Annotated in this window: 10 protein-coding genes; 8 read left to right on the forward strand and 2 right to left on the reverse strand. The window is 62.4% G+C overall.

Translation table 11 applies throughout. The annotated features are described in order from the left end of the window. Positions 1 to 44: 44 nt before the first annotated feature. The gene (locus LOY70_RS23790) at positions 45 to 4616 is read right to left on the reverse strand and encodes an NEL-type E3 ubiquitin ligase domain-containing protein (RefSeq protein WP_265029519.1); all 4572 of its coding nucleotides are present in this window, start codon (positions 4614 to 4616) and stop codon (positions 45 to 47) included. A 233-nt stretch (positions 4617 to 4849) separates the two neighbouring features. On the opposite strand from LOY70_RS23790, the gene LOY70_RS23795 reads away from it, so the two are divergent. After that, positions 4850 to 6616 carry a sensor histidine kinase gene (locus LOY70_RS23795; RefSeq protein WP_265029520.1) on the forward strand — a complete coding sequence of 589 codons (1767 nt, stop codon included), beginning with the start codon at positions 4850 to 4852 and terminating at the stop codon, positions 6614 to 6616. Continuing rightward, a complete protein-coding gene (locus LOY70_RS23800; protein ID WP_265029521.1) occupies positions 6609 to 7958 on the forward strand; it encodes a sigma-54-dependent transcriptional regulator in 1350 nt (449 codons plus the stop codon). The genes LOY70_RS23795 and LOY70_RS23800 overlap by 8 nt, the downstream gene beginning before the upstream one ends. Before the next feature lie 110 nt (positions 7959 to 8068). Here the strand turns inward: LOY70_RS23800 and LOY70_RS23805 are convergent, their stop codons facing one another. Next, positions 8069 to 8398, reverse strand: coding sequence for a hypothetical protein (locus LOY70_RS23805; protein WP_265029522.1), 330 nt, complete (start codon positions 8396 to 8398; stop codon positions 8069 to 8071). Between the two features lie 368 nt (positions 8399 to 8766). On the opposite strand from LOY70_RS23805, the gene LOY70_RS23810 reads away from it, so the two are divergent. From LOY70_RS23810 to LOY70_RS23835, 6 genes are all read left to right on the forward strand, one after another. Then, the gene (locus LOY70_RS23810) at positions 8767 to 9477 is read left to right on the forward strand and encodes a hypothetical protein (protein WP_265029523.1); all 711 of its coding nucleotides are present in this window, start codon (positions 8767 to 8769) and stop codon (positions 9475 to 9477) included. Between the two features lie 91 nt (positions 9478 to 9568). Continuing rightward, positions 9569 to 10066 carry a CS1 type fimbrial major subunit gene (locus LOY70_RS23815; RefSeq protein WP_025215276.1) on the forward strand — a complete coding sequence of 166 codons (498 nt, stop codon included), beginning with the start codon at positions 9569 to 9571 and terminating at the stop codon, positions 10064 to 10066. Between the two features lie 72 nt (positions 10067 to 10138). After that, on the forward strand, positions 10139 to 12826 hold the full coding sequence (locus LOY70_RS23820; protein ID WP_265029524.1) for a TcfC E-set like domain-containing protein: 2688 nt from the start codon (positions 10139 to 10141) through the stop codon (positions 12824 to 12826). After that, the gene (locus LOY70_RS23825; RefSeq protein WP_265029525.1) at positions 12823 to 13971 is read left to right on the forward strand and encodes a CfaE/CblD family pilus tip adhesin; all 1149 of its coding nucleotides are present in this window, start codon (positions 12823 to 12825) and stop codon (positions 13969 to 13971) included. The genes LOY70_RS23820 and LOY70_RS23825 overlap by 4 nt, the downstream gene beginning before the upstream one ends. A gap of 346 nt (positions 13972 to 14317) precedes the next feature. Beyond that, the gene (locus tag LOY70_RS23830) at positions 14318 to 15637 is read left to right on the forward strand and encodes an MFS transporter (RefSeq protein ID WP_060740863.1); all 1320 of its coding nucleotides are present in this window, start codon (positions 14318 to 14320) and stop codon (positions 15635 to 15637) included. 301 nt (positions 15638 to 15938) lie between these two features. Continuing rightward, positions 15939 to 16349, forward strand: a complete 411-nt coding sequence (locus tag LOY70_RS23835) for a heme utilization protein (protein ID WP_265029526.1) — start codon at positions 15939 to 15941, stop codon at positions 16347 to 16349. Positions 16350 to 16565 lie beyond the last annotated feature (216 nt).

Below are 16565 nucleotides of genomic sequence, written 5' to 3' on the forward strand. Positions count from 1 at the left end.
CCTGCCTGTCGGCACGACAACACGTGTCGACAGGCAGCCTCCAATCATCCGTCAGGGTTCATTTCATGAAGGGCCTGCCGGGTCAGGCTCCTGAGCAGCTCCTTGCGTGCAAAAGCCAACGCGTTCATTTTCTGTTCGTATTCCTGCTGCGAAAGGGTTCCTGCCAGTTGCTCGTCGAGCAATGCTTCACCCCTCTGGCGATAGGTGGCGGAATTTTCTTCGAATGCCGAGGCATGACGCGTCTTCAAATATCGGCGCCAGAACCGCTGCTCGATGATCTGATTGATCAGCCCGTCGCCGGACTCCTGCTCCAGGATCGACGCATAAGCTTGCGTGATCGCCGCATCGTCCACCCCCGATAGCCCCCTGAACAACATGTCATTGGATTGCCACGGCAGTCCAAGCTTATGCGCCAACCCCGTTTGGAACGCCAGGTAGACCTCCACCTCATCGATAGTCCCGGTGATCTCACCGTCTTCATCCAGAGCGGTAAAGGTTTCCCCTGCCTGCAACCGCTTCAGGACCAGGTCACGGGCGATCTCATTGGTCCGGTCCAGTCGGGACTTACCCTTGGCCAAAGCCAACAGACTGGCCTGGACCTGGACCGGATCACCCGCTCGATAGGCCTCATGGACCATGACCTGCACACCCATCTCGTTGAATAGCTGTGTACCGGCATCCGCACAGGAATCCGGATTGATCACCCTGCGAAAGAGCTCCTCGCGCAAGGGCGTGTCCTGCGCCATTGCGTCCAGCATCCGCCAGACACGCGCCGTCAATGACGAACGAAACGCCTCGTCGACGTAATCGGCGCTTTGCGTCAACTGTTCCAGCACTTCGAAGAAACCCTGGGCACCGGGTTCGCGCTCAAGCTCATCCCAGGTACGTTGCCTGGCCGCTCGCAACTCGGTCCCTTGGCCCTCCAGCCAGTACTGACTGGTTTCCTCGCCCTTGGGCGGATAGCTACGCATCGGGTCATAGCCAACCGAACGCAGGTAATCCTGAAATTGCCGAAGGCACTCGTCCGGCAACTCGTCACGACTCAAACGGGTACGGGCGATCAACCGGGCCTGCTCGGAACCTGGCGTCACATCCGGCATGCGAGCGATGGGGTTGCCTTGCAGATCCAGTTCGAATGAGCGTGGACGGCCGATCGTCAACAAGCCCGGCGGCCAGTCAGTGGCCCCGGTGTTGTGCAGATCCAGCACGTTAAGCTCCGGCATGCGGCTGATGTCAGGTAGCAGGGTCAAGGCCGGGTTATGACTCAGTTTCAACACTTCAAGACGGCTCAGGCCGCCCAGGTCAGCGATGCTTTGGGGCGTGAGGCTCAATTGGTTATGCGCAAGGTCCAACGCCTGTAGCCCGGCAAGATTTTCCTGTAGCCGAGGGAGCGTCACCAGCTCGTTATGACTCAAGTCCAGACGCTTGAGATGGGGAAAATAACCGAGAAACCCGGTGATATCGGTGCGCAATGCGCCGTTGCGCCATTGCACGGCGTTCACATGGGGAAAACTCACGTCCAGGCTGGGAAAGTCGTCAAGAAAGTCACTTGTCCAGTGGTGATTCAAATCCAGCGTATAACCCTCGGGCAACGCATCCACGGCAGCCCGCCAACATTGCTTGAGGGTCGAGGCCAGTTTTCCCTTGTGGTAGCGCTGGTCGATAGGAAGGCTATCGCCTCGCTCGATCGCCACCCATCTCTCCAGCGCCCTGCTCAGCCCCTCGAACTCCAACTCACGCCCCCTGAGGCTGGCCAGGGCCATTTGTTCGGAGCTGAACGAGCCAACAAACCCGGCGTATGTCTGGGCCGATGCAGCGGGATACAGCGCCTTGAACCGCGCCTCCAGGTTCAACGCGCCCCCCGTGCCGAGCAGGCGCTCATCGACCCGTTCATACCCTTGCCGCCCACCCGTCAAACGCGTGACGATCGGTGGCTCCATCGCCGGCACAACCGCCGCGTCGCGCAGGATGTCGCGAAACGCGGGGCGATCCAGCGGCGTTTGCTTGATGGCCTGGCTCAACAATGGGCCTTGGCTGACGAGGTAGCCCAGCTCACGGCGCTCTGCCTCAGACAAGGCCTGCAGGATGTCGGTATAGAAATCATCGACACCGTGCACCGAGTTACCCTGCTCGCCAAAAGGCTGGGCGGTCGCCACCTCCTTGAATGCCAGGACTTTACGGGGCGATGCGGAAGTCGGCCCGATGCTGTCGAGTAACGGTCCCTCAAGCGCCCCGTCGCGGATCTCGATACGCACCTGGGCCGGCCATCCCGGCAACTGTGCCAGGCTATGCAGCGCCAGCCGCCAGGTATCGGGGTTGCCCTTCGTGGGCAGGTACAACCCTTCGTAGGCCTGGACAATGCGCCATTCCTGCAGGGCCGCGAGGGCCGCCTGGCGCAGGCGCAAGGGCAGGTGCCGTTGCTCGCTCATCTGCCGACGTTCCAGGCTCGTTGCGTCAACCAGCAGTTCGTCCACCACAGCGCCAGGCAGTTGTGGAAATTCGCCGTGCAGCAACTGAGCGTCGGCAACCATTCCAGCACCTGCCGCATCGCTATCGACCGGTTCGACGCCCTGTCGAATGTCCTGCGCGCTCTTGAAACGCTTGATCGTTTCGCTCAGCAATGCCCCGGGCCGCTCATGCTCGACATGCAGTTTGCGCAGGACATCCTCTTCGACCCCGCTGACGATACGGATCTGTTCCAGGGTCTCGTCCGAGAACGACTCGACGTGGTGCCCCAGGCGCCGCATCAGTTTTGTGCCTTGCCAGGTTTGTGGACGTTCGGCCTCATGGACCCAGGCGCCAGCATCGTTGTGGGCGAGCCTTGGGGCATAGGCATCGGCACGCGTGGGGTGCTGGATACGATACGGCCCCGGGCTGGGCATTTGCTCGACCACGAATTGCCGGCCGTCGAGCACCAGGACCTCACGCCCCTGATGAACGTAAAGACCATTGGCCTGTGTCCGTGCCTGCGTGTCGAGCGCCAACGTTCGTTCGTACGGTGCGAGGTCCGGGTGCCATAAACGCGACTGCCCGGGGCGGGTTTCGACCACCCTCATCTGCTCGACAAAGGCGGAAGGCCGGGCAGACCGCACAGCCCCTACCACCTTCCCGCCCACCGCGAAGGCCCCCAGCAGCGCCATGTTTTCAGCCACCCCGAGCAAGTGCGCGGCCGCCTCAGCCCGCCGCCCCACCGACCACGCAGCAATCCCTTCGAATGTCTCATCGAGCAATTGATAGACGGTGTAGGCCATCATCGCTTCACCGAGTACCGGCACAAAAGACACCGCCACGAAAGCGGCCATCTCCAACACGGTCTCGGCCACGTGCATGACACTGTCCCAGCGAGCCCAGCGGGATTTGAGATCCTCATCCCCCGTTGGCACTGCTATTACCCGGGCGTCCTGGACGATCCGGTTGCGCCACTGTTCGAACCCATGGTCCCAGATATCGCCCGCCACCCGACGGCAGGTCATGCGCAGTTTAGGGGCTGGCACAGGCTTGCGTCGGGGCGCTGGCGAAGCGAAAGCAGTGGAGGGCTGGCGTGGGGTGGTGAACAGCCGGGCATCCAGCGCGGCAAAAAAAAGCCCCCGGCGCGACTGGGCAACGAAGCGACTGAAGAACCGCTGATAAGGAGTCGAGCGCAATCGCCCGGTCAACGCCTCCAGGAAAGCAACCGTGGAGCTGTACTGCTTGACGGGATGCTCGGGGTCGTGGGGGATGTACACCAGGATTGGCGCGACCTGCCGGCTCTGTTCCAGGTCGGGACCGATCAGCACGATGCCCGTCAGCGGGGTGTCGAGCAGGGTCAGGTCATGGCAGTACTGGGGGGTGCCGCGCTCATCGACAGCGCGCTTGCCACCGGCCAGATCGAGTAGCACTCGATAGGCCTCCGGACCGATATCGCCCTTGACCCGCGCTAACGCCGCTGCCGCGCGCAATGCATCCTTGTCGCTGTTTTGCACGCGGTCCTGCAGCGCCGAATCGGCGACGGGGTCGTTGGGCAGCAGAAACTTCTTCAGATAGGTTTGATACTGTCCGCCGATGTCCAGCTCCCGACAAAGCGCCACGAAAACCGGCACGGTGAGCGTCTTGCCAAGGGGCAGGATATCGAATTGCCCGTTCGACGAGGGTCGGGTAATGAAGCGGGAGGCCTCGTCGAAGAACCCGGGACGAGCCTCTTTCGCCTCGAAATTTTGCAGGGCGGCATCCAGCAGGGAAATCGTCCTGATTCTGTACGCCACCGACACGCCTTCGGGAATGTAGAGCCTCAGAAAGGTTTCCCTGACATCCCATGTGATGTTGCAGCGTTTTTTCAACGCGGCAACCAACAACGGTTCGGCAAAGGTTTCGATCGGCTGCAGCCGGTCGAGCATTTCTTCCAGTTTGTTGTGGGATTTCCAGCTCGCACTCAGGGCCTCTTTCAAGGCACGCCGATCCTCGGCGTGGGCCTGGGCGAGCCCGGGGACTATCGGCCCGGCCGCCTGTATCAGCGCAGTACGTTGCTTCGATGAAAGACCCGGCACCCAGTCGGGCATCGAGTCGGCGAGCCATTCATTGGGATTGGAAAGTAATGCGTGCATCGGTGCCGTCGGCACCAACGTTCGTGTATTGGGCATGTATTCAAGTCATCCATGACAAGTGAAGCCGCTACGCTAAATGGACATGGCCATCAGAGCCAGTCGAAACCTGTGTCCAAACAAAACCTCACCCTTGGAAATTTCAGGCCCGCCGGTATCACTGGCCACCTCACCCGAGCCTGTCAGAGCGCGAAAATCCCCGGGACCGAGGCGCATCACCGCAGGCAGACGGCGTGCTATCGTGCCTGTCCCAGTCCTGCTCTTGAACTCACATGCCCGCAATGCCTCGCCCCTTGCGTCTGTTCCTTGCCATTGTGTTGATCCTCAGCGGCGCCATCGTTGCCGCCACCCTGGCCGTGCGTCACGCCGAACGCCAGGCCCTGGTGGAAGACGCCGACCGTGCCAACCAGCAGCTGGCGTTGTACGCCAACTCGCTGCATACCCTGATCGAACGCTACCGCGCCCTGCCCGCCGTGCTGGCGCTGGATCCGGAATTGCGCTCGGCGCTCAAGGGGCCGGTCACTGCGGCGCAACAGGATGCGTTGAATCGCAAACTGGAACAGATCAACGGTGCCGCGCAATCGTCCACCTTGGAGCTGCTCGACCACACCGGCCTGGCCGTCGCGGCCAGTAATTGGCGGCTGCCCAGCAGTTACGTTGGACACAACTACGGCTTTCGGCCCTATTTCCTCCAGACCCGCACCCAGGGCACCGGGCGTTTCTATGCGGTGGGCGTGACCAGCGGCATCCCGGGTTACTTCCTCTCCAGCGCGGTGACCGGCGACAACGGTGAGTTCCTTGGCGCGATGGTGGTGAAGCTGGAGTTTCCCGAGCTTGAACGCGAATGGCGCCAGGGCAGCGACACCCTGTTGGTCAGCGATGCCAAAGGGATTATCTTCATCGCCAACCGACCCGGCTGGCGTTATCGGCACCTGCGCCCCCTGGCCGACAGCGACCGCGCCGAACTCAAGGCGACCCGCCAATACGACAAGCAACCGCTGCAACCCCTAGCCTTTGAGCCCCTGCGGCACTTTGACGACAACAGTCGCCTGGCCCGGGTCGAAACCCCCGATGGCCCGGCGGATTACCTGTGGGAATCCCTGCCATTGACCGCCGAAGGCTGGACGCTGCATTTGTTGCGCCGCCCGCAGATCGCCTTCGAAGACCGTCGTAATGCCGGGCTCGCCGCCGCCGGATCCTGGCTGGCGCTGGTGTTTCTGCTGCTGTTTCTCAACCAGCGCTGGCGCCTGGCGAAACTGCGCCAGCGCAGCCGCGAAGAGCTTGAACGCCTGGTGGAAGAACGCACCCGCGACCTGCACACGGCCCAGGACGGCCTGGTGCAATCGGCCAAGCTGGCGGCGTTGGGGCAGATGTCGGCGGCCCTGGCCCATGAAATCAATCAGCCGCTGACCGCCCAACGCATGCAATTGGCAACGTTGCGTCTGCTGTTGGATCACGGTCGGGTCGACGATGCCTACAAGGCGCTCAAACCGGTGGACGAGATGCTGACCCGCATGGCCGCCCTCACCGGCCACCTGAAAACCTTCGCTCGCAAAAGCCCCAGCGGCCTGCGCGAACGCCTGGACCTGGCGACGGTGGTGGACCAGGCGCTGCAACTGCTGGACACGCGCCTGCGGGACGAACAGGTCAGCACCGTGCTGCACCTGACTCGCCCGGCGTGGGTGCGCGGCGATGCGATCCGCCTCGAACAGGTGTTGATCAACCTGCTGCGCAACGCCCTCGACGCCATGCTCGACCAGCCCCTCAAGCGCCTGGAAGTACGCCTGGAGGCGGATGACCAATTGTGGCGCCTGACCGTCAGTGACAGCGGCACCGGGATCGCCGAAGAACACCTGGCCCAGGTCTTCGACCCGTTCTTCACCACCAAGGCCGTGGGCGACGGCCTGGGCTTGGGACTGGCGGTTTCGTTTGCGATCATTCATGAATCCGGCGGGCGACTGACAGCGGACAACCATGAGAATGGCGCGGTGTTCTGCGTGACCTTGCCCATCGACCAGGAGGCGCACCTGCATGCTTAGCCACTCCACACTAAAAAAGGTCATCCTCGTCGACGACGAAGTCAGCATCCGCAGTGCCGTCGAGCAATGGTTGAGCCTGTCAGGGTTCGACGTGCAGTTATTCAGCCGCGCCGAAGAATGCCTGGCGCAATTGCCGGGGCATTTTCCCGGAGTCATCCTCAGCGATGTGCGCATGCCCGGGCTCAGTGGCCTGGAGCTGTTGGCCGAAGTGCGCCGCCGCGACCCGGACCTGCCGGTGATTCTATTGACCGGCCATGGCGACGTGCCGATGGCTGTGGAAGCCATGCGCGATGGCGCCTACGACTTCCTGGAGAAACCCTTCAGCCCCGAAGCCCTGCTGGGCAGCCTGCGTCGGGCCCTGGACAAGCGCACGCTGGTGCTGGAGAACCGTCGTTTGCATGAGCAGGCCGACGCCAGGGCCCGGCTCGACGGGACGTTGCTGGGGGTTTCGCGGGCGCTGCAAAACCTGCGGCGTCAGGTGCTGGATCTGGCGACCCTGCCGGTCAATGTGTTGATCCGTGGCGAAACCGGCAGCGGCAAGGAGTTGGTCGCCCGTTGCCTGCACGACTTCGGCCCGAGGGCGAACAAACCCTTCGTCGCGTTGAACTGCGCGGCCATCCCCGAATCGCTGTTCGAGGCTGAACTGTTCGGCCATGAAAGCGGTGCCTTCACCGGCGCCCAGGGCAAGCGCATCGGCAAGCTCGAATACGCCAACGGCGGCACGCTGTTCCTCGATGAAATCGAGAGCATGCCCCTGGCCCAGCAGGTCAAGTTGCTGCGGGTTTTGCAGGAACAGAAGCTCGAACGCCTGGGCTCCAACCAGAGCATCGACGTGGACCTGCGCATCATCGCCGCGACCAAGCCCGATCTGCTGGATGAAGCCCGGGCCGGGCGTTTTCGCGAAGACCTGGCTTATCGCCTGAACGTCGCCGAGCTGCGCCTGCCGCCACTGCGTGAACGGCGCGAAGACATTCCCCTGCTATTCGAGCATTTCACCCACAGCGCCGCCGAACGCCTGGGCCGCGCCGCCGCGCCCCTGAGCGGCCCGCAATTGAGCCATCTGCTCAGCCACGACTGGCCGGGTAACGTCCGTGAACTGGCCAATGTCGCCGAGCGCCAGGTGCTGGGGCTCGATCAACCACAGGCCCTGGAGAGCGAGCCCGGCCAGTCCCTCGCCGCTCAGCAGGAAGCCTTCGAAGCCCAATGCCTGCGCGCCGCCCTGACGCGGCACAAAGGCGATGTGAAAGCGGTGCTCGAAGAACTGCAACTGCCGCGCCGCACCTTCAATGAAAAGATGCAGCGGCATGGGTTGAGTCGGGAGATGTTTTTGTCGGGGGGCTGAATGTTCTGCGCCTGTTCCGGCCTCTTCGCGAGCAAGCTCGCGCCCACAGGGGGCCATGTGTACACAGGTCTGGATGTGCGAGCCTGCTGGCGATGAGGCCAGTCACCTGGCTAGCCCGACATCAACCCGGCGAGCAGTCGTTTCTTACCGGCCACGTCCAGGGCGCGGTATCCCTCCAATAGCATTTCCTCATCAGGCGCCAATAACGGTTTCGCGGTTTGAACGCGTTCGCCGATCAGGACGTATTGCGCATCCACGCCGATCACCGCCAGTTTCGCCACCAGATCGGCCGGGCATTTCTGCCGCCCGGACACCACTTCCTTCAAGCGTTGCGGGCTGGACTCCCCAGCGGCCCGAGATGCTGCGGCCAATGACAAACCGCAACGATCAATCTCTTCGCGCAGGCGAACGTGGATATAACCCACCAAATCTATTGACATGGTGTAAATATCCCACCAAAATAATTCGGACAAACAACACTCATCTTTGCCTCACAGGAATCCACCATGCCCGTGCCGGTGCCGTGCGCCCGAGAAGTCACCTCATTGACGGCAGCCAGCGCGTTCAGGTGCGTTGGGTCTGAATCTACTTTGGAAATTTCCTACATGAAATAGGGATGCATCTGTAGCACAAAAGGAAGTAACACAAATATAGCTCGCCCCCAGGACGAGAGATTTCTCTTCTCCGTCACGGGTCCGGGGTCGAGGGCGAGATCCTTCATCAAGCGTACTGAAAACCTTGATGTTTTCTCACTTACTTGAGGTCAGACATGCATTTGTATCAAACATTTACCATTCGATGGGCTGTCTTGAGCAAGCTGGCATTCCTGACGCTGGTGCTCGGCTTGTCGATGCCGGCGGCCGCAAACATGGTGGTTTACCCGATGACCAGCACCATCGGTGCCGAGCAGGATGGTATCGGCCAGATCCAACTGCACTCCAAATCCGACAAGGTGCAGTACATCAAGGTCAGCGTGACCCGGATCCAGCGCCCCGGCACGCCGGACGAGCATGAAAGCCCGCTGTCTCCCGCCGATAGCCAGGGCATCGTCGTATCGCCGCAACGCACCGTACTCGCCCCCGGCGCCAGTCGTACGGTGCGTATTATCGCGCAAGCGATCCCCACCGAGGAAACCGTCTACCGCGTTTATTTCGAGCCGGTGGCGGCGCCGGACCTGGAAGAAACCTTTTCCGACCAAGGCGTGCAGCCCAGGATCGGGGTCAACCTGATCTGGGGCGCGCTGGTGCGCCTGCTGCCCGACGAACGCCGTACCAGCATCAGCCTGCAACAGAACGGCGGCGCCTTGCGCAACGACGGCACCCTGCGCGTCGGCGTCTTGCAAGTCGGCCGCTGCGCCGACACCAAGGGCGAGAAGGACTGCATCTGGAACGACGTCAATCGCAGCCTGTATCCCGGCAGCACACTTCCCGTCTCGCCACCCGGCGTAAACGGCAACGTGCTGATGCGCTTCGTGACCAGTGACGACAAGCAGCCCCGCACCCTGGCCGTGCTGCCTTAAAGCCCCAACCTCCAAACCCTTTTTTAACCCTGAGCTACGTGCCTTGCACGTGGTCCGGCCCTGTTCATCCATAGCAAAGAGGCAACACCCCATGAAACTGCTCCAAATCGCTCCATTGGCACTGGCCGCCCTGGTTTCACTGCCCGCCCTGGCGGTGGAAAAAAGCATCCTGGTCTACGCCGATGTCGATCCGACGATCGAACTGCTCCAGTCCGATGGCAGCCCCCTGCCGGCATCCATGGAGATGGCCTACCTGCCGGGCGCCGGTCTGCAACCTACCCGTCTGGGCACGCGGATCTTCAGCAATGACACCGATAAGGACATGACCCTGCGGCTGATCACCAACCCGGTGCTGGCCAACATGACCAATCCCGCGGCCACCGGCGTGCCCCTGTCTGTCAGTTTCGGCGGACGGGCGCTGAACACCACCGGTGTCTCCCTGTCGGCCGCCGACCTGTTCCCCGGTGGCGACCCGAGCAGCGGCTCGATCGAGCAGTTGCTGGATATCCGCCAGACCACCGTCGGCGCCATCGCGAACGCCGGCCGCTACGAAGGCATCGTCAGCCTGGTCCTGACACAGCAGCCGTAACGACCACCGGTCCTCCCCGGAGGGGGGGTACGGCACCGTCGTACCTCCCCTTTTTCTTCGTCAAGGCCCCGTATGAAACTCCATTTCACCGCACTCTCCATTTCCCTTTCATGGGCGCTGGCCGATGCCGTAGCGGCCACGCCCGCCGACCTGACTCGGGTACCGGCCGGCTTCGAAGCCCTGGTCGAGGGGCAGGTGGAACAACTCGAGCTACAACTGTTCAACCGCAACCTCGGCCTGCACCCGGTGCTGGTACGCCCCGGTCGGATCGAATTCCAGCAACCCGAGCGCATCGCGGCCCTGCTGGTGGAGGCCGGCGCGCTGGCCACGCCTCAGGAACTGTTGCCACTGCTGTCACAGCCCTTGCCCAGCAACAGCCAACTGGCCTGCTCCTACGGTTTGGCCAGCGAGGCGAGTTGTGGCTATCTCGAAACCGAGGCCGTGGCCGTGATTCTCGACGAGGCCGGCGCCCGCCTGCAGGTGCTCCTGCGCAAGGACTGGCTGCCGACCAACGAGGCCTCGGCCCTGCGGCTGCACACACCGAGCGAAGCGCAGAACGCCCTCGTCCACCGGCAGAACATCAATATTGCCCAGTCCGACAGTTACCGCGCCCTGGGCGCCAGCGGCCTCGGCGCACTGGGCCTGGGTGAAAACAGCCACCTGGGCTTCACCTGGATCTACCAGGCCAACCAGAACAAGCGCGGCAGCGACAGCAACCTGGAATTCAACAACGCCTACTACCGGCACGACTTCGATCGCGAACACTATGCGCAGGCGGGACGCATGGACATGAGCAACCTGTCCAGCGCCGAAGGCGGTAACTTCAACTTCAGCCTGCTGCCCCTGGGCCGGATCGACGGCGCACGCGTCGGCACCACCCTGGCCTACCTCAATCGCGACGTCGTCGGACAGGGCACGCCCGTCTCCCTGATCCTGACCCAACGCGCCCGCGTCGATGCCTTTCGCGGCGAAGAATTGCTCTCCACTTCTTACCTGGATGCCGGCGTGCAGAACGTCGACACCCGGACGTTCCCCAACGGCAGCTATCCGGTGACCCTGCGCGTGATCGAAAACGGCCAGGTGACCCGTACCGAAACCGTGCCCTTCAGCCGCACTGACGGCAACGGCCTGGGGGATGACACCGTGCAATGGTTCTTGCAGGGCGGGCGCACGGCCGAGCACTCCCTGTACGAGCAGGACCCCGCCGCCGTGGCCCAGACCGGCCTGCGGGTGCCACTGCTCGATAACCTGGCACTCACCAGCGGGATCACATGGCTGGACACCGCGTTCTACAACGAAAGCCGCCTGGACTGGGCCGGCACGCTGGGCGCCAGCAGTTGGTCGCTGTCGGCCGCCATCCTGGAGGGCAATGACGGGGCGAGCGGCAACAGCCAACAGTTCACGTTCAACCATGGCCTGTCCTGGAACCTCTATCGCTACTCGCTGCGCAGCCCGTCCTGCGAGCACAGCCGCCGCACCTACCAGCAGAGTGGCTGCAACGAATCGCTGACGGCCAGCGCATCGCTGCCACTGGCCGGCGGTGCCCTCAGCGCCGGCTACAGCTACAACCGTTATGCCCAGGTGAACCCGTCCTATTACTGGAATACGTTGCCCGGCGAACCGGACCTGACCGACGGACTGACGACCGCCACCTGGGCCCGCACCCTGCAGTTGGGTTTTTCCCGCGGGCATCGCCTGGGCCCATTCCACCTCACCCACCGCGTGGGCGCGTTTCGCAATCAGAGCGGCAACCGGCCGACCGACCACGGTCTGTACTTGGCCCTCAGCCTGTCTCACAACGAGCGCTCGACCTCCGGCGGATTCCAACACACCAGCGTTGGCCTGGACGCGCGCCGCGAACAGGCGGCCAGCGACAGCGTGCGGACCAACCTGGCCCACACCCGAGTCTGGGACGGCGAGCAAGGTCGGAACGAGATCAATACCGGACTCGGTTACGACGACCTCGGCCGCTGGGACGCCGAACTGGCCGGGCGTCTCGAACGCAGCTGGGGCGAAACGAGCCTGGCGCTGTCGCAGCGCGGCGGCGACCGGCATGATTCACGCCTTGGGCTCAGCGGCAACCACGCCTCTTCCCTGGCACTGGGGCGCGAAGGCTTCTTCTGGGGCAACGGCCAAGGCGGCACAGGCCCCGGAGCCGCCGTCGGCATCGTCGCGGCGCCGGTGGAAAACGCAAGCGGTGCCGCGGCCAAGGTCAGTGGCGGCTACGGTTCCCAGACCAGCATCGGCTTCGGCGAAAAACGGCTGATTCCGGTCAACGGCTTCCAGGTCTCCCAGACCCGCATCAGCGATGCCGATGCCTCGCGCCAGAACCTGAGCTCGGTGAACGTCGGCAACGGCAGCCGCGACTGGTTCCTGCCCCCCGGCAAGCTGGCGGTGCAGCACATCGAGTCCAGCCTCAGCTACACCTACGTCGGACGCCTGGTGGACGCCCAGGGAAAACCGCTGGCGCAGGCCGCCATCCTCAACGCGGCCATGATGGAAACCGCCGAGGACGGCAGCTTCGTCGTCGATCTCAACAAGCACCCACAACCGTTGTTCGCCCTGGACCTGAACGGGGTGCATGCCTGCGCCGTGCAGTCCGCGACCGCCCACAGCAGCTTGCGCCGGGTCGGCACGCTCACCTGCCAGAGCACCACCCTGGACGCCCTGCCCAAGGACCTGCGCAACCCCGACCGACTGGAGCGCTGGACGGCGCACCGCAGCGCCGCGTTATCGCCAGACAAGAGAAACCAGCCATGACTTCGATCTTCCACCGTTGGGCTCGTCGCCTGGGCGCACTGATTGGCGCGTTCGCTGCGCTACCGGTGTTCGGGGACATCCATCCCGGCAACCACTATCAATCCGAGATGCTGCAGTTCGACCGCTCGGCTCCGCCCGCCGACCATTACGTTTGGACGCGGATGACCCATGGCTGGCACGAGCAGCCTGTGGAACATTCAAGCTATAGGACAATGCACTTTGTCTGTCTGTCCAACACCGATCCCGCGACAGGCCAGTGCCTGACCACCGCCGGAGGAAGGTATGGCACCACCGATATACGGCTGCGTTTCACGGAAAAACGCAGCCGACTCTCCGTGGTCTTGACTGTCAAAGGCAACATCACGCGCAGACACCCGCTCAACAGTCCCTGTGGAACGTGGGCGGACGCCACCTGGATGCTGACCTCGACATCATCTGATATTTGCGTGGACGACGTCTCGGTGACGGGCACGGCCTCCACCCTCTGGATTCCTCGCTCGGAACTCGCCAAATTGCCCGCCGGTGGCATCTGGACGGCACAATTGGTCATGAAGCTCAGGAGGTTCTATTCGCAGCCGATCGGAGACGCCCATATCTACACCGTGGATTTCAAGCTGGACGTCACCGATCACAATAACGTGCAGATCTACCTGCCCGCCTACGGCATCAGCACCCCGCAAGTGGACCTGAACCTGCGCACCCGGCCATTGAGCAGCGGGCCGGGCGGCGTCGTATCCGGCCAAGCGGTGGTCGATGCCTGCCTCTACGACGGCTATAACGCCAACAGCCAGCGCTACGAGGTGCGCGTCACCGGCACCAACCCCGTGCCTGGCATGGAGGGCCGCTTCTTCGTGCACCATGCCTCCGGTGGCACGGGTGAGCGAAACCGGATCGAATACCGGGTTCGCACCCGCACCGCCAACCTGGGCGAAACCCAGCATGTGTCGGGACAAACGGTGACCCATACCGGTATCGACAATGCCGATATCCGCTCCGTGCGCCTGCCCAACGTGCCCTTCCCGGTCGTTTGCACGCCATGGCCCATCACCCTGGACACACCGGCTTTCAACCAGATCGACAAGAACACCGGGCAGTATCGGGGCGAGTTGAAGCTGGAGTTCACGCCGTCGACGAGTTCGCCCTGAGGCTGGCACTGGACAGAAGCTGCGCCAAGGAGCCTCTGTTAAGTCGTTCTTCTTGCAGTGACTGGCCTGGCCTCTTCGCGAGCAAGCTCGCTCCCACATTTTGTCCGGTGTACATATCACCCTGTGGGAGCGAGCTTGCTCGCGATGAGGCCGGTCACAACAACACAGCCCCTCCAAGTAAGCGGATTCCCGCTCACGCTCAGACAAAAACAAGCGGATTTCCGCTCATTCAATGCTGCTAACCCCTCTAGACCGGCCCTCCATCCTGTGGCACGGCTCCTGCTATAGCCCTGGCAGGCTGCGTTCCCACGCGCTCCACAAAAACAATTAAACGAAGGATCCTTCAATGGACAACTCCAACGCCCTGCCCATTGGGTCGGCTGCCGTGCCCGCCCGTGAAAGAACCACCGCCAGCCGGATCAAATCGATTTTCAGCGGTTCGGTCGGCAACATGGTCGAGTGGTATGACTGGTATGTCTACGCCGCTTTCTCGTTGTACTTCGCCAAAGTCTTCTTCCCCAAGGGCGACACCACCGCCCAGTTGCTCAACACCGCCGCGATTTTCGCCGTGGGCTTCCTGATGCGCCCGATCGGCGGGTGGTTGATGGGCCTGTACGCCGACCGCGCCGGGCGTAAACGGGCGTTGATGGCCTCGGTGTACCTGATGTGCTTCGGCTCGCTGATCATCGCCCTGAGCCCCAGCTACGAAACCATCGGCGTCGGCGCGCCGATCCTGCTGGTGTTTGCCCGTTTGCTCCAAGGTCTGTCGGTGGGTGGCGAGTACGGTACCTCGGCGACCTACCTGAGCGAAATGGCGACCAAGGAACGTCGCGGCTTTTTCTCCAGCTTCCAGTACGTGACGCTGATTTCCGGCCAGCTCATCGCCCTCGGCGTGCTGATCGTGTTGCAACAGTTCCTCACCACCGAGCAGCTGTATGCCTGGGGCTGGCGCATTCCGTTCGCCATCGGCGCCCTGTGCGCGGTCGTGGCGCTGTACCTGCGGCGCGGCATGGAAGAAACCGAGTCGTTCACCAAGAAAGAAAAATCCAAGGAAAGCGCCATGCGCACCTTGCTGCGCCACCCCAAGGAACTGATGACCGTGGTCGGCCTGACCATGGGCGGCACCCTGGCGTTCTACACCTACACCACCTACATGCAGAAATACCTGGTGAACACCGTCGGCATGAGCATCTCCGATTCCACCACCATTTCCGCCGCCACACTGTTCCTGTTCATGTGCCTGCAACCGGTGATCGGCGGGCTGTCGGACAAGATCGGACGCCGGCCGATCCTGATCGCCTTCGGCATCCTGGGCACGCTGTTCACCGTGCCGATCCTCACCACCCTGCACACCATCCAGACCTGGTGGGGCGCGTTCTTCCTGATCATGGCCGCGCTGATCATCGTCAGCGGCTACACCTCGATCAACGCTGTGGTGAAAGCCGAGCTGTTCCCCACCGAAATCCGCGCCCTGGGCGTCGGCCTGCCGTACGCCTTGACCGTGTCGATCTTCGGCGGCACCGCTGAATACATCGCCCTGTGGTTCAAGAGCATCGGCATGGAAACCGGCTACTACTGGTACGTCACGGCGTGCATCGCCGTGTCGCTGCTGGTCTATATCACCATGAAAGACACCCGCAAGCATTCGCGGATCGTGACCGACTGACATCCTGATTGCAGCAAATAGAAGGGGCGGACCTGAACAGGTCCGCCCCTTCTTTCGTTGCGCATGTAGAAAGATTTATCTGACATTAATCTCTGGTTAATGCCTGCCCTCCATTCTCATTCTCAACAAAACGCAATCCTGTACTTCGGTGATGAGATTTTCGCCCGACCTGAAATGACCACAAACACATCGATTTAATCGATTTGTTTAAGCGTTTTTTTGCGCTTTTTAATCAAATTATCGAGCGTAGTATGAACTCCACACCCAAGGCACTTAACGCCAACCACTCTGGAGCACGACCATGAAAACCAAACTGATCCTCGCCCTGACCCTGTCTGTACTGGCTGCCAACACCTTCGCCGCCGATGGCTTCGACCGCACCGGTTCCGCTATCGCCGCTGATGGCTACGACCGCACTGGCACTGCCACTGTTGCTGCTGATGGTTACGACCGCACTAACGGCGCTGCCGTCGCTGAAGATGGTTTCGATCGCACCAACGGCGCTGCCGTCGCTGAAGATGGTTTCGACCGCACCAACGGCGCCGCCGTCGCTGAAGATGGTTTCGACCGCACCAATGGCGCCACCGTCGCTGAAGATGGTTTCGACCGCACCAACGGCGCCACCGTCGCTGAAGATGGTTTCGACCGCACCAATGGCGCCGCCGTCGCTGAAGATGGTTTCGACCGCACTAACACTGCTGCCATCAGCTAATCCCACAAAGTCCCCCTTACAGCCCGGCCTCGGCCGGGCTTAGTTGTTTTTTGGGTATGGAAACTGCGCAGCCTCAAGAAGCGGATGCAATTCTCTGATTCAAGAGATCAATGTGGGAGCGAGCTTGCTCGCGATAGCGTCGGATCAGCTTGCATCAATGGGTGAATGCCAGACCGCTATCGCGAGCAAGCTCGCTCCCACACTGGATCACCGGCA

The sequence above is a fragment of the Pseudomonas sp. B21-054 genome, from assembly GCF_026016345.1.
Taxonomy (GTDB): Bacteria; Pseudomonadota; Gammaproteobacteria; order Pseudomonadales; family Pseudomonadaceae; genus Aquipseudomonas.